The organism is Streptomyces pallidus (ex Mingjun et al. 2026) (assembly GCF_051550185.1).
GTDB lineage: Bacteria > Actinomycetota > Actinomycetes > Streptomycetales > Streptomycetaceae > Streptomyces.
Window position 1 is genome coordinate 1,011,996 of record NZ_CP196181.1, and the last position, 24,799, is coordinate 1,036,794.

At 74.1% G+C, this 24,799-nt stretch carries 22 protein-coding genes; 8 read left to right on the forward strand and 14 right to left on the reverse strand.

The window, feature by feature from the left end; all coding sequences use genetic code 11:
• Positions 1-27: 27 nt before the first annotated feature.
• A complete protein-coding gene (locus ACSHWO_RS04190) occupies positions 28-1,422 on the forward strand; it encodes a cation:dicarboxylate symporter family transporter (protein ID WP_361085581.1) in 1,395 nt (464 codons plus the stop codon).
• Between the two features lie 228 nt (positions 1,423-1,650).
• Entirely contained in the window at positions 1,651-3,456 is a 1,806-nt protein-coding gene (locus ACSHWO_RS04195; protein ID WP_438310098.1) for a S8 family peptidase, read from the forward strand.
• Positions 3,457-3,563: 107 nt separating this feature from the next.
• Here ACSHWO_RS04195 and ACSHWO_RS04200 read toward each other — a convergent pair whose 3' ends face one another.
• Together ACSHWO_RS04200 and ACSHWO_RS04205 are read right to left on the reverse strand one after the other, a co-directional pair.
• Positions 3,564-4,256, reverse strand: coding sequence for a (2Fe-2S)-binding protein (locus ACSHWO_RS04200; protein WP_438310099.1), 693 nt, complete (start codon positions 4,254-4,256; stop codon positions 3,564-3,566).
• A gap of 13 nt (positions 4,257-4,269) precedes the next feature.
• On the reverse strand, positions 4,270-5,565 hold the full coding sequence (locus ACSHWO_RS04205; RefSeq protein ID WP_385804402.1) for an MFS transporter: 1,296 nt from the start codon (positions 5,563-5,565) through the stop codon (positions 4,270-4,272).
• Between the two features lie 441 nt (positions 5,566-6,006).
• Here ACSHWO_RS04205 and ACSHWO_RS04210 point away from each other — a divergent pair, with 441 nt between their 5' ends.
• Positions 6,007-6,693 carry a GNAT family N-acetyltransferase gene (locus tag ACSHWO_RS04210; protein WP_361085594.1) on the forward strand — a complete coding sequence of 229 codons (687 nt, stop codon included), beginning with the start codon at positions 6,007-6,009 and terminating at the stop codon, positions 6,691-6,693.
• A 344-nt stretch (positions 6,694-7,037) separates the two neighbouring features.
• Entirely contained in the window at positions 7,038-8,261 is a 1,224-nt protein-coding gene (locus tag ACSHWO_RS04215; protein ID WP_361085596.1) for an alpha/beta hydrolase, read from the forward strand.
• Here ACSHWO_RS04215 and ACSHWO_RS04220 read toward each other — a convergent pair.
• Positions 8,239-9,717: a carboxylesterase/lipase family protein gene (locus ACSHWO_RS04220; RefSeq protein WP_438310100.1), complete on the reverse strand. Its 1,479-nt coding sequence runs from the start codon at positions 9,715-9,717 to the stop codon at positions 8,239-8,241. The genes ACSHWO_RS04215 and ACSHWO_RS04220 overlap by 23 nt on opposite strands.
• A gap of 139 nt (positions 9,718-9,856) precedes the next feature.
• On the opposite strand from ACSHWO_RS04220, the gene ACSHWO_RS04225 reads away from it, so the two are divergent.
• Positions 9,857-10,222 (forward strand): hypothetical protein, encoded by a 366-nt coding sequence (locus ACSHWO_RS04225; RefSeq protein WP_361085602.1) that lies wholly within the window; start codon positions 9,857-9,859, stop codon positions 10,220-10,222.
• Positions 10,223-10,302: 80 nt separating this feature from the next.
• Positions 10,303-10,581, forward strand: a complete 279-nt coding sequence (locus tag ACSHWO_RS04230) for a chaplin (protein WP_361085604.1) — start codon at positions 10,303-10,305, stop codon at positions 10,579-10,581.
• Positions 10,582-10,697: 116 nt separating this feature from the next.
• On the opposite strand, the gene ACSHWO_RS04235 is transcribed toward ACSHWO_RS04230, so the two are convergent.
• The 9 genes from ACSHWO_RS04235 to ACSHWO_RS04275 all read right to left on the reverse strand — a co-directional run bounded on the left by ACSHWO_RS04235 (position 10,698) and on the right by ACSHWO_RS04275 (position 19,875).
• Complete coding sequence (locus tag ACSHWO_RS04235) at positions 10,698-11,561, reverse strand: tyrosinase family protein (RefSeq protein WP_438310101.1); 864 nt, start codon at positions 11,559-11,561, stop codon at positions 10,698-10,700.
• A gap of 25 nt (positions 11,562-11,586) precedes the next feature.
• Positions 11,587-11,958 (reverse strand): tyrosinase family oxidase copper chaperone, encoded by a 372-nt coding sequence (locus ACSHWO_RS04240; protein ID WP_361085610.1) that lies wholly within the window; start codon positions 11,956-11,958, stop codon positions 11,587-11,589.
• Between the two features lie 90 nt (positions 11,959-12,048).
• Positions 12,049-13,179: an acyl-CoA dehydrogenase family protein gene (locus ACSHWO_RS04245; RefSeq protein WP_438310102.1), complete on the reverse strand. Its 1,131-nt coding sequence runs from the start codon at positions 13,177-13,179 to the stop codon at positions 12,049-12,051.
• Entirely contained in the window at positions 13,176-14,363 is a 1,188-nt protein-coding gene (locus ACSHWO_RS04250; RefSeq protein ID WP_361085615.1) for an acyl-CoA dehydrogenase family protein, read from the reverse strand. Before ACSHWO_RS04250 ends, ACSHWO_RS04245 begins: the two co-directional genes overlap by 4 nt.
• The gene (locus ACSHWO_RS04255; RefSeq protein ID WP_404239152.1) at positions 14,360-15,337 is read right to left on the reverse strand and encodes an NADPH:quinone oxidoreductase family protein; all 978 of its coding nucleotides are present in this window, start codon (positions 15,335-15,337) and stop codon (positions 14,360-14,362) included. Before ACSHWO_RS04255 ends, ACSHWO_RS04250 begins: the two co-directional genes overlap by 4 nt.
• 106 nt (positions 15,338-15,443) lie before the next feature.
• A complete protein-coding gene (locus ACSHWO_RS04260) occupies positions 15,444-16,205 on the reverse strand; it encodes a PIG-L deacetylase family protein (protein ID WP_385804418.1) in 762 nt (253 codons plus the stop codon).
• A gap of 49 nt (positions 16,206-16,254) precedes the next feature.
• Positions 16,255-17,571, reverse strand: a complete 1,317-nt coding sequence (locus ACSHWO_RS04265; protein ID WP_438310103.1) for an alpha/beta fold hydrolase — start codon at positions 17,569-17,571, stop codon at positions 16,255-16,257.
• Between the two features lie 147 nt (positions 17,572-17,718).
• Positions 17,719-18,804, reverse strand: a complete 1,086-nt coding sequence (locus ACSHWO_RS04270; RefSeq protein ID WP_361085627.1) for an S-(hydroxymethyl)mycothiol dehydrogenase — start codon at positions 18,802-18,804, stop codon at positions 17,719-17,721.
• 42 nt (positions 18,805-18,846) lie between these two features.
• Positions 18,847-19,875: a LysR substrate-binding domain-containing protein gene (locus ACSHWO_RS04275; protein ID WP_438310104.1), complete on the reverse strand. Its 1,029-nt coding sequence runs from the start codon at positions 19,873-19,875 to the stop codon at positions 18,847-18,849.
• A gap of 71 nt (positions 19,876-19,946) precedes the next feature.
• Here ACSHWO_RS04275 and ACSHWO_RS04280 point away from each other — a divergent pair, with 71 nt between their 5' ends.
• Complete coding sequence (locus ACSHWO_RS04280) at positions 19,947-20,867, forward strand: dihydrodipicolinate synthase family protein (RefSeq protein WP_438310105.1); 921 nt, start codon at positions 19,947-19,949, stop codon at positions 20,865-20,867.
• A gap of 430 nt (positions 20,868-21,297) precedes the next feature.
• Complete coding sequence (locus ACSHWO_RS04285; protein WP_385804431.1) at positions 21,298-22,056, forward strand: transglycosylase SLT domain-containing protein; 759 nt, start codon at positions 21,298-21,300, stop codon at positions 22,054-22,056.
• Here the strand turns inward: ACSHWO_RS04285 and ACSHWO_RS04290 are convergent.
• Together ACSHWO_RS04290 and ACSHWO_RS04295 are read right to left on the reverse strand one after the other, a co-directional pair.
• The gene (locus ACSHWO_RS04290; protein ID WP_438310106.1) at positions 22,040-22,981 is read right to left on the reverse strand and encodes a squalene/phytoene synthase family protein; all 942 of its coding nucleotides are present in this window, start codon (positions 22,979-22,981) and stop codon (positions 22,040-22,042) included. The genes ACSHWO_RS04285 and ACSHWO_RS04290 overlap by 17 nt on opposite strands.
• Before the next feature lie 69 nt (positions 22,982-23,050).
• A complete protein-coding gene (locus ACSHWO_RS04295; protein WP_438310107.1) occupies positions 23,051-24,787 on the reverse strand; it encodes a serine/threonine-protein kinase in 1,737 nt (578 codons plus the stop codon).
• Positions 24,788-24,799 lie beyond the last annotated feature (12 nt).

Genomic DNA, 24,799 nt, shown 5'->3' on the forward strand with positions numbered 1-24,799 from the left:
CGGTGACCGGGGTCACAGTACTGGGCGATGGTCTGGCGGGACGATTTTCACCACCAGGAGGCGAACGTGGCCGCCAGACGCGACAAGACCCACTACCTGTACATCGCGGTGATCGCCGCGGTGCTGCTCGGCATCATCGTCGGCTTCGCCGCTCCCGGCGTGGCCGTGGAGCTCAAACCGCTCGGTACCGGCTTCGTGAACCTGATCAAGATGATGATCTCGCCGGTGATCTTCTGCACGATCGTGCTGGGCATCGGGTCGGTCCGCAAGGCGGCGAAGGTGGGCGCCGTGGGCGGTCTCGCCCTCGGCTACTTCATGATCATGTCCACGGTGGCGCTGGCCATCGGCCTGCTGGTCGGGAACCTGCTGGAGCCGGGCAGCGGCCTGCATCTGACGGAGGCGGCGAAGCACGCGGGAGAGGTCCAGGCCAAGGCGGGCGGGGCGCAGAGCACGCCGGAGTTCCTGCTCGGGATCATCCCGACCACCCTGGTGTCCGCATTCACCGGCGGCCAGGTGCTGCAGACCCTGCTGGTGGCGCTGCTGTGCGGGTTCGCGCTGCAGGCCATGGGGCCGGCGGGCGAGCCGGTGCTGCGCGGGATCGGGCACGTGCAGAAGCTGGTGTTCCGGGTGCTCGCGATGATCATGTGGGCGGCGCCGGTGGGCGCGTTCGGTGCGATCGCCGCGGTGGTCGGGGCGACGGGGATCGACGCACTGAAGTCGCTGGCCGTCATCATGATCGGCTTCTACACGACCTGTCTGCTGTTCGTGTTCGTCGTGCTCGGCGCCCTGCTGCGGCTGTGCACCGGGATCAGCGTCCTCGCGCTGCTGCGGTACCTGGGCCGGGAGTTCCTGCTGATCCTGTCCACCTCCTCGTCGGAATCGGCCCTTCCGCGGTTGATCGCGAAGATGGAGCACCTGGGCGTCTCCAAGCCGGTGGTCGGCATCACCGTGCCGACGGGCTACTCCTTCAACCTGGACGGGACCGCGATCTACCTGACGATGTCCTCGCTGTTCGTCGCGGAGGCGATGGGCAAGCCGCTCGCCCTGGGCGAGCAGGTGTCGCTGCTGCTGTTCATGATCATCGCGTCGAAGGGCGCCGCCGGGGTGACCGGTGCGGGACTGGCCACCCTGGCCGGCGGGCTGCAGACGCACCGGCCCGAGCTGGTCGAGGGCGTCGGGCTGATCGTGGGCATCGACCGGTTCATGAGCGAGGCCCGCGCCCTGACGAACTTCGCGGGCAACGCGGTGGCCACGGTGCTCATCGGCAGCTGGACCAAGGAGTTCGACCGCGAGCGGGCCGCCGAAGTCCTGGCGGGACGGCTGGAGTTCGACGAGACCACGCTGGTCGACGACGCACACGGTGCGGAACCCCCCTCCGTACCCGGTCAGTCGGCCGCCGCCAGGGACGGGGTGCCGGCGTAGCCGGTCCCGGCCACAGTGCCGGCCGGGCAGGGACCGCCCCCGCGGCACCCGGCCCGGCCGGCCAGCAGTTCCACCGATTCCACCGATCGTTTTCAGCCAGTCGAACTTCAATTCGGCTGCGCTAAAAGGTACTTCCCCCGAGGGCCACGCGTCTGACATCTTGCGTCCACCACTCGTTTCGTACGGCCCGGTAACTGCCATCGGCGCACCGGGTCATCGGAGGACGCATTGATACCCCACATATCCAGCCGACCCCGACGTACCCTCGTTCTGGCCGCGTCGCTCGGCGCGGCCCTCGCCTTCGGGGCCCCGGCGGCCTTCGCCGGCACCCCCGTGGTGCCGTCCGCCCCGTCCGCCCCCGCCAAGGCGCCGGCCAAGGCGCCGGCTGCGGCGTCGACTTCCCAGAGTGCGACCTGGGCCGCCGGCACCCGCGCCTACCTCGTGATCACCGCCCCCGGTGACAACTCGGCCGTGCGTTCGGCCATCACCGCCAACGGCGGCACCGTCTTCTCGACGTTCGACGCCATCGGCGTGATCGTCGCCCACTCCTCCTCCGCCAACTTCGCGACCGCCCTGCGCGGCGTCAGCGGCGTGCAGCAGGTGGGCGCGACCCGCACCTCGGACGTCCCGGCCGACGCCTACAACCCGGCGCTGCCCGCCAACCCCGCGCAGTCGACGACCCCGGCCGGCGAGCCCGTCCGCGCCGACATGAGCCAGATCAAGGCCGACCAGGCCTGGGCCGTGACCACCGGCTCGTCCGCGGTCAAGGTCGGCATTCTCGACACCGGCGTGGACGACCAGCACCAGGACCTGGCCCCGAACTTCAACGCCGCCGACTCGGTCTCCTGCGCCTACGGCAAGCCCGACACCCGTGCCGGCGCGTGGCGGGACGTCGGCGAACACGGCACGCACGTCGCCGGTACGGTGGCGGCCGCCAAGAACGGCAAGGGCGTCGTCGGCGTCGCCCCGGGCGTGAAGATCTCCTCGGTCCGCATCGCCGAGCCGAACACCTCGCTCTTCTTCGCCGAGAACACCATCTGCGGCTTCGTGTGGGCCGGCGACCACGGCTTCAAGGTCACCAACAACAGCTACTACACGGACCCGTGGCAGTTCAACTGCCCGGACAACGCCGACCAGGCCGCCATCATCGAGGGCGTCCGGCGAGCCCAGGAGTACGCCGAGGGCAAGGGTTCGCTCCAGGTCGCCGCGGCGGGCAACGAGAACTACGACCTCGCCAACAAGACGACGGACAGCGCCAGCCCGAACGACTCGACGCCGGTCACCCGCACCATCACCAACGCCTGCATGGACATCCCGACCGAGCTGCCGGGCGTGGTGACGGTCGCGGCCAACGGCGACGGCGTCACGAAGGCCTCCTTCTCCAACTTCGGCCGCGGCATCATCGACGTCTCCGCCCCGGGCAGCAACGTCTACTCCACCGTCCCCGGCGGCAAGTACAGCACCATGAGCGGCACCTCGATGGCGTCCCCGCACGTGACGGGCGTCGCCGCGCTGATCGCCAGCACCAACCCGGGCATCACCCCGGCGCAGATCCGCGAGAAGCTGGCCACCCAGGCCAACGACATCGCCTGCCCGGCGGACGGCCGCTGCACCGGCACCACCGCCAACAACGGGTTCTTCGGCGAGGGCCAGGTCGACGCCCTGAAGGCCGTCGGCAGCACGCCGCCGCCCGGCAAGTACTTCGAGAACCCCGGTGACTTCGCCATCGGCGACAACACCACCGTGGAGAGCCCGATCACCGTCAGCGGCGTCACCGGCAACGCACCGGCCACCCTCAAGGTGGGCGTGAAGATCGTGCACACCTACATCGGCGACCTGAAGGTGGACCTCGTCGCCCCGGACGGCAGCGTGTACACACTGCACAACCGCTCCGGTGGCGGCACCGACAACATCAACCAGGTCTACACCGTCAACGCCTCCTCCGAGGTGGCGAACGGCACGTGGAAGCTCCGGGTGAACGACAACGCGGGCGGCGACACCGGCCGGATCGACGCCTGGAACCTCACCTTCTGAGGCAGTCGACCCGCGCGTGACCCCGCGCGTGACTGCACGAACGCACGTACGCAGGCCATCGGGAGCGGCGATCCGCCCCGGTGGCCTGCGCCGTTCCCGCCCCGCGCCTACCGCGACCGGGTCCGGGTCCGCAGCACGCAGTCCCCGCACAGACCGCCACCGGGCACCTTGTAGTAGAGGCAGCAGCTGCGCCGTACGAAGGCCACCCCGAGCCCTTCCTCGTGGAGGAAGGTGCCGGTCCCGCCGAGCGGCCCGTCCTCGGCCAGCAGGCCGGCCGCGAGGCCGACCGCCGGGCCGCCCGGCACCCGGTCGAGGAGCACCCGCAGCGCGCCCACCAGCCCGGCGGCGGCGTTGCCGCGCAGCACCTGCGGCGACACCCCGTACCGCTCCCGTAGTCCCGCCCCGAGGGGTTCCAGGTTGCCGAGGACGGTCGCCCCGAGCTCCGCCGCCGGCCGGTCCCCTTCGCCGGGCGCGGGCAGCCACAGCTCCAGCGCCCCGGCGGTGGGCAGACGCCACCACACCCGGTCGGGCGCCAGGTCCGGCACCCGCCCGCCCAGCGCTGCGCAGCCCAGGCCCAGGGACCACAGCCGCGAGGCGATCCCGAACTGCGCGGTCGAGGCCGCCACCCGGCCGGGGCCGCTGCCGATCCGCCGGCCCACCTCGGCCACGTACGGCCCGAGGTGGTCCCCGTACAGCGCGGTCAGGGGGCGGAAGCCGGCGCCGGGCGGCTCGGGTCCGTACGGGACGGCGAAGAACGGCCCCACGGCCGCCAGGCGGCGCAGTACGTCGTCCATGTCCATGGCGGAGATGATCTCAGGCGGCGGACGGGTCGCCGACGGCGCCCGACCCGGCCCCCTGCCGCGTCGGCTCCCCTGCCGGGACGCCGCCGCGGGCGGGTCCGGCCCCCGGCCGGCCGGCCTGTGCCCGGCGGACGGCCGGGCCCATGGCGTACGAGGCGGCCAGCAGCACCGCGCCGAGCAGCAGCCAGCCGGGGATCCCCCACAGCACGAGCAGGGAGGTGAGCACGGTGGGGCCGACGGTCCGGGCGATCGGCACGCCGGTCCCGAAGAACCCCTGGTACTGGCCGATCCGCTCGGCGGGGGCCAGCGAGAAGCCGATCTGCCAGGATCCGGCGGACTGCCGCATCTCCCCGTCCGCCTGGAGCACCGCGCCCGCGACGAGCAGCGCCGCGGCCGCCCAGCCGGCCCCGGGCAGCGCCGAGAGGGCGAACACCGCGCAGGAGGCGGCCATGACCAGGCCGGACACCCGCACCGCCCGGCGCGCCGCGGCCAGGTCGGTCACCGGCCGGGCCATCCGGACCTGGAACAGCGTCACGGCCACCGTGTTGAGCACGAACAGCGCCGAGACGAGCCAGCCGGGGGCGCTGGTGCGCTCCACGATCCACAGCGGGATCGCCAGGCTGAGCAGCGGCATCCGCAGCAGCAGCACCGCGTTCAGCAGGGTCACCAGGGCGTAGGGCCGGTCCCGGAGCACCTCCAGGCGCGGTTCCCCCGCCGCCGGCCCCGGCGCGGGCTCCACCCGGGGCAGGCGGAGCAGGAAGCCGGCGCAGACGAGGAAGGCCACGGCGTCGAGGGCGAGCGCCGCCAGGAAGGCCCGCTCGGTGCCGGCGCCGAGGGCGAGGCCGCCCAGGGCGGCGCCCAGTGCCAGGCCGGCGTTGAGCACGGCCTGAAGGTGGGCCAGGACGCCCGTCCGCTGCTCGGCGGGGACGACTCCGGCGAGCAGGGCCTGGCGGGCCGCGGCGAGCCCGCACTGGGCGGTGGCGTAGCAGGTGACGGCGGCCAGGAAGGCCCCGTACGAGCGGACGACCAGGAACGAGGCGACGCAGGCGGCGGTGGCCAGCGCGAGCAGCACGGAGGTGCCGCGGGGGCCGCGCCGGTCGGCGAGGGCCCCGAGCGGGACGCCGGCGACCGAGCCGACGGCCCAGGCGAGGGTGAGGCCGAGGCCGATCTGGGCGGGCGAGAGGCCGACCACGCGGGTGAAGTAGAGGGCCGAACAGACGTAGTAGGCGCCGTCGCCGATCGAGTTGGCCAGCTGGGCGGCGGCGAGCCGGCGAGGGGGGCCGGGCGCGGGGAGTATCCGTGTCGTCACCCGCTCATTCCATCAGTGGAGTGGCCCGTGGGAGTGGTCCAATCGACCCCCCTTCCGGCGGGCCACTTCGGTGCCGGCGGGGGTCCGCCGGACCGCTGCCGCCACCCCCGGCGGGATGTCCGGCAACATCCGGTTGACGGCCGCCCGCGGGGGCGCGCCGGGCGGGTGTTCGGCGGCAACCCAGCCCGCGGACATCTTCGCAGGTCAGAGGTGATAAAAACGGTGTTCGGCGATCTCCGGGGCGGCCGTCCGGGGGGCCGTCGAAAAACATGGCCGCGCCGTTGCCATTTTGGGGGTTCATGCGAGCCCGTTATCGGGCTACATTGAGCCACTCGCGTTCACCTGACATCGCGTTGCCTTTCACCCACGTTTTGCGCGGGGGGTGACGTCAGGAGCGCAGACTGTACAACCACCCCACCGCCCAGAAGGACCGAAGGCTCCGTGCCCGTACCCGTACTCCTCGCCGGCCGCACCGTGCGGCTGGAGCCCCTCGCCCCGCACCACGCCGAGGCCTTGGCCATGGCCGGGGCCGAGGATCGTACGACCTACGCCTTCACCCCCGTCCCCCACGGGGTCCAGGCGTCCCACGAGTACATCGAACGCGCCCTCGCCGATCAGGCGGCGGGCCGGTCGCTCCCGTTCGCCGTGGTGAGAGCCGCGGACGGCCTGGTTGTCGGTTCCACCCGGTTCCTGGAGCTGGACTACTGGCAGGGGCCGCTGGTGTGGCCCGCCGTCCCCGGGGTCCCCTTCGGTGATCCGCTGACGGCGATCCCCGACGCCGCCGAGATCGGGAACACGTGGCTCTCCCCGAGCGCCCAGGGCACCGGGATCAACACGGAGGCGAAGCTGCTCATGCTGCGCCACGCCTTCGAGACCTGGGGGGTGCGGCGGATCTCGCTGCGCGCCGACGCCCGCAACGTCCGCTCGCGGGCCGCGATGGAGCGCCTCGGGTTCACCCCCGAGGGGGTGCGCCGGGCCCATTCGCGAGGGCTGGACGGGGTCGTGCGCAGCACCGCCTTCTACTCGATCCTCGACGAGGAGTGGCCGACCGTGCGGTCGATCATCGAGCTGAAGATGTCGGCCCGGGCTCCGCGCAAGCGCCGGCGCAAGACGCTCGTCCCGGCGTAACGGTCCTGCACCGGGCCCTGCGCCCGGTCCCGCACACGGTCCTGCGGCCCCCGTCCCGACGTCCGCCCGGCATCTGCCGGGCGGGGTCCGGGGCGGGGGCCGTCGGCGTCCCGCGACAGAAGCGGAACCGAGGGCATCACTTGTCGGGGGTCGTGCGGCCTCCGCGGGGGCCCCGGCCGGGGCGGGCGCGGAGCTCCGTCGGTCCGTCAGGTGTTCGGCAACGTGCGACCCCAGAGCAACCCAAGAGCTGGAAAAAAGCGGAACCGGGGAACACGTAGGCTCATCCTTCGAACAGAAGAGACCGACCCCCCGACGGGGCAGCACCAGCCGGAGAGCAACCGCACATGTCGTACTCACCCGACGGACAGCACCAGCCGTACCGGTCGGAAGGGCAGTACCGTCAGCAGCCCTACGGCACCTCGTACGCACAGCCGTACGAACCCCAGCAGCAGCACCAGCCCCCGTACGGGCCCCCGCAGCCGCACTACGAGGAGCAGGAGCCCGAGGACGTACGGCGTCCGCGGCGCGGACGCCGCTGGCTGATCGCGGTCGTGTCCTTCCTCGCCCTCGCCGGTATAGCCGCCGGCGTGATGTGGCACTTCGAGATACCCCCCTTCACCGACAAGGGCAAGGAGGTCTCCTTCGGAAAGCCGGCCGCGGGCGCCAAGGGCGGGGCCGAGCCGAAGCAGAACCCGAACGCCAAGGCGCTGATGCCGACCGGCCCGGCGGCCGAGTTCAAGAACTCGATGACCCTGAACGACGGCACCCACGTCGCCGTCACCACGCTGGACGGCAAGAAGTCCGGCTTCAAGGGCAAGGTCTGGGTGTGGGCGCCCAAGGAGTACAACGACCCGAAGTTCGCCAAGAGCGGCTTCCCGGTCCTGATCGCCCTGCCGGGCGGCGCCGGCTACCCCAGCAACTACTGGATGGGCACCGACCTGGGCCTCCAGACCAGCATCAGCAAGTGGTACGCCGAGGGCAAGAGCAAGCCGTTCCTGCTGGCCATGCCCGTGCTCAACCCGTCCGGCGACGAGAAGGGCATCTACTGGGACGGCTCCGACATCCCCGGCCAGCCCAAGATGGGCACCTGGCTCACGGAGGACGTGCCGGACCTGATGAAGGCGAACTTCCGCACCATCAAGTCGCGTGACGGCTGGGCCTTCATGGGCTCCTCCACCGGCGGCTTCGCGAGCCTGAAGGCCGTGCTCAAGCACCCGGACAAGTTCAAGGCCGCCATCTGCTCCGGCCCCGACGTCGTACCGGACTCCCCGCTGTGGAAGGGCCACGAGAAGGAGAAGGCCGAGAACGACCCGGGGACGCTGGCGAAGGCCCTGATCGACAAGAAGGGTCCGGAGGTCTACCTCGCCTTCCAGGTCGGCGACAACGAGAACAACAAGAAGACGCTGCCCGACGCGCAGAAGTGGATCGCGACCTACGGCAAGGGACCCGTCCACACCAGCATGCGCGTCATCCCGGGCGGCCAGCACAACGCCAAGACCTACGTGCCCAGCATGGGCGAGGGCCCGATCCAGTTCATCAGCAAGGTCATGGAAGGCCCGGTGGAGTAACCGCCGCTACGGGCTCCTCCGCCCGCGTACGCTCCGGCCCGTCGAACACCATCGGCGGGCCGTCGCCGTTCCAGGGGGCCCAGCCCGGGTCGCCGGACGCGGCGAAGCGCACCCACGCCGCGTGCATCCGGTCGGCCAGCTCCTGCGGGGCGCCCGGCCCGGCCAGGCGCTCCCCTTCGGGCAGCCCGAGGGTGTCGAAGACGAAGCCCAGCTCCAGGGCGTGGCAGGCGCCCAGCCCCGGGATGCCGGAGGGCCAGGCGAACTCGTACAGGAAGCTCGGCGCCGCCGCCGGGTCCGCGGCCCGCGCGCCGGCGAGCCGGCGCAGCGGGTCCCGCAGCAGCCGGTCCGTGAGCAGCTGGCCGACGATCTCGGCCGGGCTCGCCCCGGGCAGCGTCTCCCGCAGGGCCTGGACCGCGGCGCGGTCCTTGCCGCTGCGGGCCCGGGCCAGTGCGACGGCGAGCGGGCCGAGCCGGTCCAGCAGGCGCATGGCCCCAGTGGGGGCGAGCCAGAGCCGGTACTCCTCGCTGGTCCAGCCGAGCAGCAGCGGTACGCCGGCGGCCCGGACAGCGGCCTCCCGCAGGGGGTCGCCGGGCAGCGTCGCCGGGTCGGTGACCAGTCCGAAGGCGGGCCCGGCGGCCAGCGGGCCGGAGCGGCGCGAGGCGGCGCTCTGGGCGGCGAGCAGGTCCGCCGGCGGGAGCGCGCCGAAGGCCTCGGCCGTGGCGGGCACCTTCAGCAGGGCGGCCATCCGCCGGACCATGGCCCGTACCCGCTCGCGCGGCAGCGCCTCGGGAGCGCCGCTCTGCAGGGCGGCCTGCGTGAACAGCCCGGCGGCCCGCGGGGCGGCGAGCAGCGCGCCGACGCTGATCGCGCCGGCGGACTCGCCGAACACCGTGACGCGGGCGGGGTCCCCGCCGAAGGCCTCGATGTTCTCCTGCACCCAGACGAGGGCGGCGATCTGGTCGAGCAGGCCCCGGTTGGCGGGGGCGTCGGGGAACAGCCCGTACCCGAGGACGCCCAGCCGGTAGTTGGCCGAGACGAGGACGACCCCGTCACGGGCGAAGGCGGAGCCGTCGTAGACGGGGACGGCCGAGGAGCCGCGGGTGAGCGCGCCGCCGTGGAGCCAGACCATGACGGGCAGTCGGGCGGCGGGGTCCGGGGCCGGGGTCCACACGTTGAGGTTGAGGCAGTCGTCGCCGGGGATGTCGGGGTCGGTGAGCAGGGCGGCGAACCGCGGCGGGTAGGGCACCTTGGGGGCGGTGGGCCCGTACGCCCCGGCGTCGCGGACGCCGTCCCAGCCGGTCGGGGGCTCGGGGGCGGCGAACTGCAGGGGCCCGACGGGCGGGGCGGCGTACGGCACGCCGCGGAAGACGGCGATCCCGCCGGGGCCGGTCCGCCCCTCGACCACGCCGTACCGGGTCGTGGCCCGGGGCCTGCCGTCGACGCCCGCTGCGCTCATCGCGTCCTCCGAGGAACCGTTGCGTCCGGCACGTCCGGCGCGGTCTCCCAGTGTGCCGTCAAAAGGCCGCGCACGTTCGCACAGGCGCCCCACGGGTGACGGGGCGTGCCCCGCCCGGGCCGGCCCGGGTTGGACCGGCATGTCATCCCTGCACATCCCCCGTACCGTCCGTCTCCGCCGGATCCGCCCGCTCGCCCTCGCCGGCGCGGTGCCCCTGCTCCTGCTCGCGGCCGTCGGGACCGCCCGGGCGGGCTCCGGCGACTTCCAGTACGTGAACGAGCGCGACCAGATCGACCGGGTGAACACGCCGGAGGGCTGCCAGGAGGCCCGGGGCGGCGGCGCCCGCGGGGTGGTCAACGACACGCCCGCCACCGCGACGCTCTGGTCGGGGCCGCGCTGCACGGGCCGGGCGGTCGCGGTGCTCCGGCCCGGTGCGGGCGGCCAGATCACCCCGCGGTTCGCGTCCGTCCGGTTCGAGATCACCACGACGGCCCAGCGGCCGTGACCCCCCGGGCCCCCGCCGCGTTGTACGCCATGTCACATGCCGCAGTTCCTTGCGGCGCCCACCTCAGGAGGAGATTCTCGATGTCGCGTATTGCGAAGGCAGTCGCCGTCACCGCTGCCGCCGGTAGCGCCCTGGCCGCCGGTGCGGGTCTGGCCGTCGCCGACGCCGGAGCGCACGGTGCGGCGATCGGTTCGCCCGGTGTCCTGTCGGGCAACGTCGTCCAGGTCCCGGTGCACGTCCCGGTCAACGTCTGCGGCAACTCCGTGAACGCGGCCGGCCTGCTGAACCCCGCGTTCGGCAACACCTGCATCAACGCCTCGGGCGGCGAGCACCACACCGAGGGCAGCTACGGCGACTGACCGCCGTCCCCGCTCGGCCGCGGCCGTTGACGAAGAGGGCCCCCGCCTCACGGCGGGGGCCTTTCCGTACGCCGTGCGCGTCCCGGGCCGGGGGCCGCCGGGGCCGGCGAGCGGGCTCACTCGTAGCGGTACAGGCCCCGGTGGCCGAGCATCTCGCGCGGGGTGACGTTCCACGGCGGCATCGGCTCGTCCAGGGAGATCACCCGGCCGCGCTGGAGGTCGCCGAGCTCCAGGGGGGCGGCGGGCAGGTAGCCGGAGTCGGGGTGCTGCTGCTGCCAGCGGTCCCAGAGCAGGTCGACGAAGGCGTGGTGCAGCCAGAACGCCGGGTCGTTGGGAGCCGTCCCGCCGGTCATGTGGCCGCCGATCCACTGGTGGACCTTGTTGTGGTTGCGCCAGCGCTCGCTCTTCGGGGCGGCCCAGCCCTCCAGCTTGTTGCGGAACCCGCCGTCGCGCGCCGTGGAGTTCCACGGTGGGGTGTCGTACACCGGGTCGTCGAGCGCCCACTGGAGCTCGGCCCGGGTGGGCAGCGTGACGGGGTTCTGCGGCCGGCCCAGGTTGCGGGTGAGGAAGCGGGCCTCGGAGGTGCCGACCGTGATCTCCCAGTTGCCCTGTCGGTGGGCGAACGGGCCGGTCAGCACCTGGCGGTCGCCGTCCCGGCCGGTGCCGCCGAGGAAGTCCTCGGCCCACAGGGAGGAGGCCGGGCTGCTGTCGCTGGTCCAGTCCCAGTACGGGATGGTCACCCCCGGGTCGACCTCCCGGAGCAGCCTCTCGAATTCCAGCAGGTAGCGCCGGTGCCAGGGGAAGAACGACGGGGACATGTGGCCCACCCGCAGCTTGGTGTCCCGGTCGGCCACGAAGTACCGGTCGTGCGTGCGCACCAGGTCGTCGTAGGCGCCGGTGCGTTTCAGCTGCAGGACGGCCGCCGTGAACCGCCTCTTCTGGGCGCTGGTCAGGTCACGCTGGTTGTGCCGGGTGTACACCGCGGAGCTCCTTGCGATCCGTGCGTCAGCCGTGCTGCGGGGCGGCGAGCGCCAGCTGCGTGGTGCCGAGCTCGTCCACGGCCGCGCGGGCGAGCTCCAGCGGGGTCGCGAAGGACTCGAAGTGGTTGACCCCGCTGAGGTAGCTGCCGTCGGCGCGCCGCATCACGTGCAGCGGCCGGCCGTCGATGCTGACACCGGCCTCGGTCACCGCGATGTGCCGGCCGCGGTACGTCTCCGTCTCCTCGGCCAGCGGGGCCGGGGTGAGGGTCTGCCGGGGCCGGCGGGCACGCAGGACGGGGGCCAGGGTCGCGGCGGTGCCGGCGAGCACCGCCGCGGTGAAGGCCGTGCGCAGGACAGCGCGGCGGGTCGGTCGTGCCCAGGCGGATGCGGCGTGCATACGTTCTCTCCCTCGCTCGGTGGTTCGCGCTACGGGGTCTAACGCGGCGCGGCGGGCGAGGTCACCTGGCGGCCCGGATGACCGGCGGTCTCAGGGCGCGGGCAGTTCGGTGAAGTCCGCGACCAGGCCGTGGTGGTGGCCGGACGTACCGAGGGCCAGCGCGTCGGCCTTGGCCCGCTTGAGGTAGAGGTGGGCCGGGTGCTCCCAGGTCATGCCGATGCCGCCGTGCAGCTGTACGCACTCCTCGGCCGCCCGTACCGCGACGCCGGAGCAGTGGGCCTGGGCGACGGCCACCGTGAGCGGCGCGTCCGGGGAGGCGGTGGCGAGGGCGTCGGCGGCCGCCCGGGCCGCGGCGCGCGCCGAGGCGACGTCCAGCCAGAGGCGGGCCAGTCGGTGCTTGAGGGCCTGGAAGGAGCCGAGGGGCCGGTTGAACTGGTGGCGGGTCCGCAGATGGGCCACGGTCTGCGCCAGGCACCATTCGGCGATCCCGACCTGCTCCGAGGCGAGCAGGCCCGCCCCCGACAGCAGGGCTCCGGCCACGGCCGCGCGGGCCGTCCCCGGGTCGGCGAGCCGGGTCCCGGCCGCCCGGTCCAGGACGACGTGGGCCGGCGGCCGGGTCAGGTCCAGCGGGACCAGCGGCGCGAGCGAGACGGCGGCCGCCTCGACCGCGTACAGCCCGGTGTCCGCGAGGACCAGCAGCACGTCGGCGGCGGCCGCGTCCGCCACCGTCGTGGCCCGCCCGGTCAGCAGCCCGCCCCCGGTGTCGTGCACGGGCGCCGGCAGCGGCGCCCCCGGGGCCAGGGTCAGCGGCAGCGCAGGTACGCAGATCCGCCGGCCGGCGGCCAGATCCCGCAGCAGCGGCAGCGCATCGTCCGGATCGCAGCCGAGCAGGATCTCGGTCGCGAGCACCGCGCTGCTCAGGTACGGGGCCGGGGCCACGGCGCGGCCGAGTTCCTCCAGGACGACGGCGGCCTCGCGGTGGCCCGCGCCCTGGCCGCCGAGCTTCTCGGGGACGAGCAGTCCGGCCGTGCCGATCTCCGCGGCGAGGGTGTGCCACAGGGCGGGGTCGTGGGGCCGGCCGGTCTCGATGCGGGCGAGCAGGTCGGCGGGGGCGCAGCGGTCGGCGAGCAGGGCCCGTACGGCGGCGCGCAGGGCGTCCTCGGTGTCGGAGTAGAGCAGGTCGAGCTCGGCCGCGGGGGCCGTCGGGGGGAAGGTCGTCATCGGGAGAGGTCCTTCCAGGGGGTGTCCTTGTCGTCGCGCGGCTCGGCGGGCAGCCCGAGGACGCGTTCGGCGATGATGTTCAGCAGGATCTCGCTGGTGCCGCCCTCGATGCTGTTGCCCTTGGCGCGCAGGTAGCGGTAGCCGGCGTCGCGGCCGGTGAAGTCGACGGTCTCGGGCCGGCGCATCGTCCAGTCCTCGTACACCAGGCCGTCCTCGCCGAGGAGTTCCACCTCCAGGCCGCTGATCTCCTGGTTGAGCCGGGCGAAGGTGTGCTTCATGCCGGAGCCCTCGGGGCCGGGCTGCCCGGCGGCCAGCTGCTGGCGCAGCCGCTCGGCGGTGAGCCGGGCGACCTCCGCCTCGACCCACAGCTGGAGCAGGCGCTGGTGCAGGGCGTGGGTGCGCAGGCCGGGCCGTTCCCGCCAGGCAGCGGCGACGGGGGCGATCATGCCGCCCTCGCGGGGGATGCGCATCCCGCCGATGGAGACCCGCTCGTTCATCAGGGTGGTGCGGGCGACCTCCCAGCCCTGGCCGACGGCGCCGAGCCGGTGGGAGTCGGGGATGCGGACGCCGGTGAGGAACACCTCGTTGAACTCGGCTTCGCCGGTGATCTGGCGCAGCGGGCGGACCTCGACGCCGGGGGCGTGCATGTCGCACAGGAAGTAGGTGGTGCCCCGGTGCTTGGGCAGGGCCGGGTCGGTGCGGGCGATCAGGATGGCCCAGCGGGCGGTGTGGGCGCTGGAGGTCCACACCTTCTGGCCGTCCACGACCCACTCCCCCGCGGCCTCGTCGAGGACGGCCCGGGTGCCGAGGGCGGCGAGGTCGGAGCCGGCGCCGGGCTCGCTGAAGAGCTGGCACCAGACCTCCTCGCCGGCCCACAGCGGCCGCAGGAAGCGCTGCTTCTGCTCCTCGGTGCCGTACGCCAGGATCGTCGGGGCGGCCATGCCGAGGCCGATGCCGATGCGGCGGGGGTCGTTGTCGGGGGCTCCGGCCGCGTCGAGCGCGGCGTCCACGGCGGCCTGGAGGGCACGGGGCGCGCCGAGCCCGCCGAGCCCCACGGGGTAGTGGACCCAGGCGAGGCCGGCGTCGAAGCGGGCCCGCAGGAAGGCGGTGCGGTCGGTGGTGGCGGGCGGGTGCGCAACGAGTAGCTCCCGGACCCGCCCGGCCAGTTCTTCGGCGGTGGTCACCGGCGGGCACCCCCGTCCGTGCCCGGTACGACGACCAGCCGGCCGGTGGTGGTGCCGTCGGCGAGGCGCTGTACGGCGTCTGCGGCCCCGGCGAGCGGGACCCGTTCGCTGATCAGCGGGGTGACGGCGCCCTCGGTGGCGAGCCGGGTGAGTTCGGTGTGGCAGGCGAGGACCGCGGCCGGGTCCTTGGCGGCGTACAGCCCCCAGTGCAGTCCGAGGATGGAGTAGTTCTTGACCAGCGCGTGGTTCAGGGCGGGGGCGGGGACGGTGCCGCCGGCGAAGCCGACGACGACGATCCGGCCCTCGAAAGCCACGCACTTGGCGGAGGCCGCGTAGGCGTCGCCGCCGACGGGGTCGTAGACGACGTCGGCGCCGCGGCCGCCGGTGAACTCCTTCACCCGGGCGACCACGTCCTCGGCGCTGCGGTCGACGACGAGGTCGCAGCCGAGCCGCTCGGCGGTGCGGGCCTTGGCCCCACCGCCGACGACGCCGATGACGGTGGCTCCGGCGGCCTTGCCGAGCTGCACGGCGGCGCTGCCGACCCCGCCGGCGGCGGCGTGCACCAGCAGGGTCTCGCCCGGCTGGAGGCGGGCCCGGCGGTGCAGGCCGAACCAGCCGGTCTGGTAGCCGATGTGCAGGGCGGCGGCCTCGGCGTCGTCGAGGCTCTCGGGGGCGGGCAGCAGGGCCCGGGCGGGGGCGGTGACGTACTCGGCGAAGCCGCCGTGCGGCAGGCTGGGGTTGGCGATGACGCGGCGGCCGTCCTCGGTCTCGCCGCAGACCTCGACGCCGGGGGTGAAGGGCAGCGGCGGACGGATCTGGTACTGGCCGCGGACGAGGAGCGCGTCGGGGAAGTTGACGTTCGCGGCGAGGACCCGCAACCGCACCTCTCCCTCACCGGGCACGGGTTCCGGAACCTCTTCGAGGCGCATGGCCTCGCGGGGTTCGCCGGTGGTGTGAACTCGCCATGCCTGCATCCGGGGCCTCCAGCCGCCGTCGGGGAACCACGCTCCGCGCGCATACTAAGCGGTCGCTTGCCGTCTTGGGAACGGGGTGACGGGGGCTGGGGCCCGGGAGGGTGGTTCAGCGCGAGAACAGTTCGAACGTCACGGCCGGGCGGCCCCCGAAGCGGACGGCGGCCCGCTCGGCGAACCCGGTCAGGAAGTTCCGGCAGTACTCGTGCGGGTCCTGGTCGGTGAGGACCTCTATGTACGTCTTGTGCTCCATCAGCGACTGGATGGAGCGCTCCAGTCCGGCGGTGGCGTCCGCCGCGTGGGTCGGGGTCGGGGAACCCGCGACGGCGATCCATCGCACGCCGTTCCACGGTTCGAGGCCCTGCTCGGTCAGCAGCTCGGGGAAGATCCACCGGTTGCCGGCGTCGGCGGCCGCGTCCAGCGCGGCCCGGCCGACGGCCTTGTGGTCGGGGGTGTTCCAGAACCCGCCGTACTGGGTGCCCCAGCTGTCGCGGTGGTTGAGGGTGATGAGCAGTTCGGGCTTGTGCCGCCGGATCGCGGCCGCGATGTCCCGGCGCAGGTCGAGGCCGTACTCGAGGACGCCGTCGGCGTGGTCGAGGAACTCCACGGTGGAGACCCCGACGACGGCCGCGCTGGCCCGCTGCTCGGCCTCGCGCAGCGGGGCGCACTCCTCCGGCGGGATGGTGTCGATGCCGGCCTCGCCGCGGGTGGCCAGCAGGTAGACCACCTCGCGTCCGCCGTCCGTCCAGTCGGCGATCGCCGCGGCGCCGCCGTACTCCAGGTCGTCGGGGTGGGCGACCACCGCGAGGGCGCGCCGCCAGTCGGTGGGCATGGGTTCGAGCTGCGCGGGCTGTTCCTGATGTTCGGTCATGTCTCGCACAATAGGCGAGACATGGCCGTCCAGGGCTGCTGATCCGGGCCTACGCCTCGTCGCGGATGAGCGCCAGCAGCCGGTCCAGGACGCGGGTGCCGCTCGCGCGGATTCCGTCGTGCTCGTACTCGTCCGTCACCCAGGTCCGCAGGCCCCGTACGGCCCGGGCGGTGCACAGGGAGTGCGCGGTGTCGACGTACATGTCGTCGTGGTAGACCGCGGCTGCGGCGGGGACCTCGTTGGCGGCGAGCCGGGCCGGGTCGTACAGGGGTTCCCAGCCGGTCCGGGCGGCCAGGAGCTCGGCGGTCTCCCGCAGCGGCGCGAGGGCGGGGTCGACGGTGAAGTGCCAGGGGTGGATGGTCTCGCCGGTGAACAGCACCGGGCCGTCGCCCGCGAGGGCCTTCCCCGCGTCGAAGCCGGCGGCGGCCCGGCCGGCGCGGACCCGGTCCGCGGCCCAGGCGGTGGGCACGGCCGGGTCCTGGGCGTAGATGGACTCGTGGAGCAGCGCGTACAGGGGGTGGGCGGCGAAGGAGAGGTGGCCGCGCACGGCCTCCAGGAAGGCGTCGGAGAGGACCGGGCCGGCGGCGGACGGGACGAAGGCGTCCTCCAGCAGGTAGTGCAGCCGGTGGCTGCCGTCCCCGGCCCCGAGCAGGATCCCGAGGGACTGGAAGGCCTCGACGGTCAGCACGTGTCCGCCGGGCAGCTCGGCGGGACGCTCCGCGAGGTGGGCGGCGATCCGTCGGGCGCGCTCGACGTCCATCGGATAACGGGCGTAGTGGGCCAGGTTCTTGCGTTCGATGCGGGGGTAGGCGGCCTCGTACACCTCGTCGGCGGTCGCGTCGAGGGAGGGCAGGCCGCCGGCGACGAGGGCGGCGGCCAGCCCCTCGGGGGCGGTGGACAGGTAGCGGGTGGTGCAGAAGCCGCCGAAGCTCTGGCCGAGGACGGTCCAGGGGGCGCCGCCGGTCAGGGCGGGGCGGATGGCCTCGGCGTCGCGGACGATGGAGTCGGCGCGGAAGCGGGACAGGTGCCGGGCCTGCTGTTCGGGGGTGCCGCGCAGGGGCAGGGTCTGCCGGTTCAGCGGGGTGGAGCGCCCGGTGCCGCGCTGGTCGAGGAGGAGCACCCGGTACTCGGTCAGGGCCCGCTCCAGCCAGGCCTGCCGGCCGGTGAAGCGGCGGGCGCCGAAGCCGGGACCGCCTTCGAGGTAGAGCAGCCAGGGCAGGGCCTCGGGGTCCTTGCCGCCGGCGCTGACCTCGCGCGCGTACAGCTCGATGTGCTCGCCGTCGGGGCGGTCGTGGTCGAGGGGCACGGAGAAGCGGTGGTCGGTCAGGACGACACCGGGCTGGCGGTAGCGGTGCTCGACGGTCACGGACGGCCCCTGGGTGTACGGCTCCCCGGCCGGATCGCGGCCCCGGGTGCGGATGTGGCGGTGCGGCCGAGTGTAGTGGGGGCCGGGGCCGCCCCGGGCCGCGCCGGGGCGGCCGTCGGGGCGGCTCCGCGCCGGGCGGAACGCGGGCTACAGCATGACGACCGAGCGGAGCACCTCGCCCCGCTCCATCCGGGCGAAGGCGTCCTCGATCCCGTCGAGCGGGATGGTCTCGGAGACGAAGGCGTCGAGGTCGAGGCGGCCCTGCAGGTAGAGGTCGACCAGCAGCGGGAAGTCCCGCTCGGGCAGGCAGTCCCCGTACCAGGAGGACTTCAGGGCGCCGCCGCGGCCGAAGACGTCCAGCAGCGGGAGTTCGAGCTTCATCTCCGGGGTGGGGACGCCGACCAGGACCACGGTGCCCGCCAGGTCCCGGGCGTAGAAGGCCTGCCGGTAGGTCTCGGGGCGGCCGACCGCGTCGATGACGACGTCCGCGCCGTTCCCGCCGGTGAGCTCCTGGATCGCCTTGACCACGTCCTCGGTGCGGCCGTTCACGGTGTGGGTGGCGCCGAGTCCGCGGGCCCACTCCAGCTTCCGGTCGTCGAGGTCGACGGCGATGATGCGGGCCGCTCCGGCCAGCCGGGCACCGGCCACGGCCGCGTTGCCCACCCCCCCGCAGCCGATGACGGCGACGGAGTCGCCCCGCCCGACGCCGCCGGTGTTCAGGGCGGCGCCGAGGCCCGCCATGACGCCGCAGCCGAGGAGGCCGGCCGCGGCCGGCGAGGCGGCCGGATCGACCTTGGTGCACTGGCCGGCGGCGACCAGGGTCTTCTCGGCGAACGCGCCGATGCCCAGCGCCGGGGACAGCCGGGTGCCGTCCTCCAGCGTCATGGGCTGGGTGGCGTTGTGCGTGGCGAAGCAGTACCAGGGGCGGCCGCGCTTGCAGGCCCGGCAGGTGCCGCACACCGCACGCCAGTTGAGGACGACGAAGTCGCCGGGCGCGACCGAGGTGACGTCCGGTCCGACCGCTTCCACGATGCCGGCGGCCTCGTGGCCGAGGAGGAAGGGGAACTCGTCGTTGATGCCGCCCTCGCGGTAGTGCAGGTCGGTGTGGCAGACCCCGCAGGCCTGGACCCGGACCAGCGCCTCGCCCGGGCCGGGGTCCGGCACGAGGATCGTCGTCGTCTCCACCGGTGCGCCCTTGCTCCGTGCGATGACCCCGCGTACGCGATGCGTCACGTCATACCCCGCTCTGTTCGGATCTGTTTGGATCTGTTTGGATCAACGAACGTACACGGACGGGGCGGGGTCCGGGAGTTGTGTCCCGCCCGGCGTTTCCGCGGTGGCGAGTTCCGGCGGTACGGCCGCGCGCAGTGCCGCCCCGAAGGCGGCCACGGCCGGGTGGGCGGCGGCTCCGCTGCGGAAGGCCACCCGGGTGCGCCGCTCCATGAGCAGCCGGGTGAGGACCACGGCCGGGGCGCCGTGGTCCGGGATGCCGAGCTGCGGTACGACGGCGACGCCCTGGCCCGCCGCGACGAGGGCGAGCACGGTGGCGAACTCGTCCACCTGGTGGCGTACGCGCGGGGTGAACCCGGCGGCCTGGCAGGCCCGTACGGTCATGGCGTGGCAGAGCGTGCCCGGGGTGGCGGTGATCCAGGGGGAACCGGCGTGGGCCCGCAGGACGGAGCCCTGGTCGGGGGCGGGGCCGGGCGCGGCGGGCTCGGCTGCGGATACGGGTGCGACTGCGGGCGCGGGCACGGGTGCGGCCGGGGCTGCGGGCGCGGGTGTGGCCAGGTACATCGCCTCGCGGTAGAGGGGTTCGGCGGCGAGGCCGGGCTCCGGCGGCGCGGGGACGAAGTCGTACTCGTGGACCAGGGCCACGTCCAGGTCGCCGGCGCGCAGGGCGTGCGCCACGGCCGCCGGGTCGGTCTCGGACACCATCGGTTCCAGTCCCGGATGGCGCCGGGCGAGGGCGACCAGGGCGGCCGGGACGATGGCCCTGGTGGCGGTGGGGAAGGCCCCGATGCGCAGGGCGCCGGCCAGGCCGCTGCGCGCCTCGGCGAGGTCGGCCGCGGCCTCTTCCAGCCGCTCCAGCACGGCCTCGGCGTGCCGGACCAGGTTCTGGCCGGCCGGGGTGAGGCGGACGCTGCGGCCGGTGCGTTCGAGCAGCGCCAGTCCGGCTTCGCGTTCGAGGACGGCGAGTTGCTGGGACACCGCCGAAGGGCTGAAGGCGAGGGCCTCGGCCACGGCGGCGATCGTGCCGCGGCGGGCGAGTTCGCGCAGCAGGCGCAGGCGTCGTACGTCGAGCATCGGCTCAGCTTACGGTACGGGTAAGAAACGCGAACTGGATTCGACGGTCGGGGCGTTCGAGGATCGTCGACATGACACAGGACATCTCCCTCCACGGGATTCACGTACCGCTGATCACCCCGTTCACGCGGACCGGGGACGTCGCCTCCGAAGCGCTGGAGGCACTCGCCCACCAGATGCTCGACGAGGGGGCCACCGGCCTCGTCGCCCTCGGGACCACCGCCGAGACCGCCGCGCTGGACGGGGCCGAGCGCGAACTCGTCACCGACGTCTGCGCCCGGGTCTGCCGGGAGCGGGGGGCGGTGCTGACCGTGGGCGCCGGGGCGAGCGGCACCCGGGCCGCCGAGGCCGCGCTCCGCCGGCTCGCGCACCGGCCGGAGGTGCGGGCCGCGCTGGTGACCGTACCGCCGTTCGTACGGCCCGGGGTGGAGGGGGTGGTGGCCCACTTCGCACGGCTGGCGGAGGCCAGCCCCGTACCGCTGGTCGTCTACCACATCCCGTACCGGACCGGGCAGCCGCTGGACGCGGCGACGTTGCGGCGGCTCGGCCGGCTGCCGGGGGTGGCCGGCGTGAAGTACGCGGCCGGCGGCATCGACCAGGACACCGTCGCACTGCTCGGTGACCTGCCGGACTCCTTCGCGGTGCTGGCGGGCGACGACCAGTACCTGTCGCCGATGCTGGCGCTGGGCGCGGCGGGCGGGATCCCCGCCTCGGCGCACCTGGCGACGGGGCGGTACGCGGAGCTGGCGGCGGCCTGGCGGGCCGGCGATGTGCCGCGGGCCCGGGCGCTGGGCCACGCCCTGGCCGCACTGTCCGCCGCCGCCTTCCGCGAGCCCAATCCGGCGGTGGTCAAGGGCGTGCTCCACGCCCGGGGCCGGATCCCGACCCCGGACGTGCGGCTGCCGCTGTTGCCGGCGAGTGCAGGGGCGGTGTCGGAGGCGCTGGAGCGACTGGACGAGTTGGAACGTCCGGATTTCAGCCGGATCGGGTAGACAGGTCGGCGCGTCCGCCGCGGACCCGGGCGCTCCACGGAATGCCCTGGACCGCGGCGGGCGCGCCGGAATGCGCCCGTCATGAGCGGTTGGAAAAGAACGACACGGATGCCCGAATCAGGTACACAGAGGGACCACTTGTCCGTTTTGCGCTTCGCGCCCGAAACCCGTGATATGGGTCACGCGCACGGCTGCAACATCATTTATTCGGAAGGCGCTGTTCCCTTTTATGGAAAGGAATTCCGGCATTTCCCGAAGCATCCACCAAGGTCATTTCCCGGGCTCGCGCGGGCCATTCGATCACCGGGGCGATTTCGTGCCTTGTTCCGTTCCCGCGGACTCGCTTACGGTCACGTCGTTCCCGGCGGGCAGCTGCCGAACCCGGCCGCCGCCAGGGCTCCCCCCGCATCCGCACGTGAGGAATTCCGCCATGCCCGGACACGGCAAGCACCGCCGCCCCAAGCAGCGTCCGATCACCCGCAAGCTGGCCTTCGCGGGCACCGGCGGCGCGGCCCTGGCCCTCCCGCTGATCGGCGCGACCACGGCCGGTGCGGCCGTCGCCCAGCCGGCCGTCTCCCCCGCCCTCGCCGCGGCGGCCCTGCCCGCGGCGGCTCCTGCCGCGGCGCCCGCCAAGGCTCCCGCAGCCGCCCCCACGACCTACTCCGTGGCCGCGGGCGACACCCTCTCGCAGATCGCCGCCCAGCACGCGGTGAGCGGCGGCTGGCCCGCCCTGTACGAGGCCAACCGCAGCGTCATCGGCAGCAACCCGTCGGTCATCCGCCCCGGCCTCAAGCTGAGCCTGGGCACCGCGGCGAAGGCGGCCGCGGCCAAGGCGAAGGCCGCGGTCAAGACGAAGGCCGTCTCCTACCCGAACAACCTCGACGGGTGGATCCGGGAGTCCCTGGCCATCATGGCCAAGCACGGAATCCCCGGCACCTACAACGGAATCCACCGCAATGTGATGCGCGAGTCCTCGGGCAACCCGCGGGCCATCAACAACTGGGATTCCAACGCCGCGGCCGGCATTCCCTCCAAGGGCCTGCTCCAGGTCATCGACCCCACCTTCCGGGCCTACCACGTGCCCGGCACCTCGACGGACTCGTACGACCCGGTCGCGAACATCACGGCCGCCTGCAACTACGCGGCCGCCCGCTACGGCTCCATCGACAACGTCAACGGCGCGTACTGACCGGACCGGTCCGGGCGGCCGCCGCCCGGGACGCGCGGGCGCGGACCAGGGTGCGCAGGGGGGCCACCAGGCCGTAGCCGACGTCGCGGCGCAGGGCGGCCGCGCCGGCCCGCTCCACCGCCGCCAGCTGGTGTCCCATCAGCTCGGTCATCGTGGCGACCACCGGGCGCAGCCCCGGCTCCACCAGGCCGAGGATGCCGTCGGTCGCGTCGAGGGCGGCCCGGGCACGCCGTGTCGCCGCGTCGAGGAGGGCGCGGACGGCCGGGGTGTCCCGGGCCCCTTCCAGGTCGGCCCGGGTCACGGAGTGCTCGGCGAGAAGGGCCCGCGGCAGGCAGAGCCGGCCGTCGGCGAGGTCCCCGGCGAGGTCGGCGAGGAAGTCGACGCGCTGGGCGGCGTCCACGAACCGTCGCCAGGCGGCCGCCTGTTCCTCGTCGGGCCCGCCCTCGTACTGCAGCCCGGTGAAGGCCATCAGCCCCGGCCAGGCGTAGGCGTCGAGGTAGGCCTGGAAGTCCTCCTCGGTGTCGAAGCCGTCGAAGCCGGCCTCGGCGGTGGCCGCGCCGTCCAGGAACCGGGTGATCCAGTGCGCGGGCAGCCCGCGCGTGGCCGTCGCGTGCGCGTAGGCGCGCAGCAGCGGGTCAGGGCTGCCGCCGGTCGTCCGCAGGGCCGTGTCGACGCCCTCGGCCAGTGCGGCCAGGCCGTCGCGGCGCTGCTGCGGGGTGCCGGTCTCGGCCACGTCGTCGACGAGGTTCGTGAAGCCGACCCCGGCCGTCATCCACGGCACCAGCTCGGGCGCGGCGAGCAGGCGCAGCGTCAGGTACGGGGCCGGTTCCCGGCGCAGGACCCGGCGGGCGACGCGGGTGAAGTCGTCGCGCAGCCGGGCGTCGCGTATGCCGGCCGCCGTCAGGGTCGTGCGCCAGGTGGGCATGGTGGTCGTGCTCCTCGAACCGGTCGGACCGTACGCACGCACGTGCGACATGCGTACGGGTCCACGATCTCAAAGGCGGTAGACCTTCTTCACCTTGCCCTGGGTGTCGGCGTGGATGTAGCCGCCCTGCCCGTACTCGTCGCTGAGGTAGGGCCGCATGGAGGGGCTGGCGTCGAAGAGCCAGGGCTCGATGATGACGTAGCGCGAGGTCGGGTTGGCGACGCCCAACTCCTGCTTGGCCGTGTCGAGCAGACCGGGCAGCGCGTCCCAGTTGACGCCGCTCATGTCGATCGGGGGCTCGTCCGGCTTGACCGTGCCGCCGGGGCCGCTGCGCTTGGCCTCGCCGTCGCGGTAGTCCCAGCGGTCGTAGGTCTTGGCACCGGGGGCGGTGGGGATCGACGCGATGACGTACTCCTCGTAGACCGTCATCTCCACGAAGGTGGTCGTGCCCGTCTTCTGCTTGAACGCCTCGATCGCGGTGCGGACGTTGGCCGGGGTGAGCAGGCTCCCCTTCGGCGCGGCGGGGCCGCCCTTGGCGCTGGGCGCGGCCGACTTGGCGCCGCCGGTCGCCGGCGTGGCGGGCGAGGAGGCGCTGGAGCCGCCGGAGCCGCTGCCACCCTTGCCGGCGTTCTCGTCCTTGCCGTCGGGGAGCCCGTTGACGAGGGCGATCGCTCCGCCGGCCAGGGCGACCGCGAGGAGGCCGCCGATCAGGGCCGGGCGGCGCCGCGGGGCGTGCGAGGGCACCGGGACGGGCGCGGTGCCCGCGTACGGGTTCCCGCCGCCGGGGGTGAACGGCGGGGGCGCGTACGGCCCGGCGGGGGCGGTCCCGCCGCCGGGCCCGCCGGGCAGCCCGCCGGGCGCCGGGGCCGTGGCGGGCTGCGGTGCGGAGAGCTGGGTGCTCGGAGGGCCGTACTGGCCGGCGCCCGCCGCGGGCGTCTGCGGGGAGGACGGAGCCCCGAGAGCGGCGCTCGCGTCCCGGAGCAGTCGTTCCAGCCGGGCCGCGTCGGGCCGCACGGCCAGGTCCCGTACCAGCAGCTGCTCCAGTACGGGGCCCAGCGGGCCGGACCGCACCGGGGCCGGCACCGGGTCCTCCAGCACGGCGACGACCGTGGCCAGGCTGGTGGCGCGGCGCATCGGGTGCGTGCCCTCCGCCGCCACGTACAGCAGCATGCCGAGCGACCACAGGTCGGAGGCCGGGAGCCCCTCCTCGCCGCGCGCCCGCTCGGGCGCGATGTACTCCGGCGAGCCGATGAGCACACCGGTGGAGGTGAGGGCGGTCGAGCCGTGCAGGGCCGCGATGCCGAAGTCGGTGAGCACGGCCGAGCCGTCGGCTCGCAGCAGCACGTTGGCCGGCTTCACGTCACGGTGCAGCACGCCCTCGGCGTGCGCGGCGCGCAGGGCGGACAGGACGTCGAGGCCGATCCGGATCGCGTCGGCGACCGGGATCGGCCCCGACTCCAGCCGGTCGTGCAGGGAGCCGCCCTTGACCAGCTCCATCACGATCCAGGGGTGTCCGTCCGTGCCGGCCGGGGGCTCGACGATGTGGTGGATGGTCACCACGTTCGGGTGCGCGAGGCGGGCCAGGGCCCGGGCCTCGCGCACCGCGCGCTCCCGCAACTGGACCGTGAGGCCGGGTGTGGCCTCGGCCGCCGCCGGGTCCGGCGGGCGCACCTCCTTCAGGGCGACATCGCGGTGCAGGGCGATGTCGCGGGCGCGCCACACCGTGCCCATGCCACCGGCGCCGAGCGGCGCCACCAGTTCGAATCGGCCATCGACCAGCTGTCTGCCGGCCTCACTTCTGTCCATGGCGGGACATCG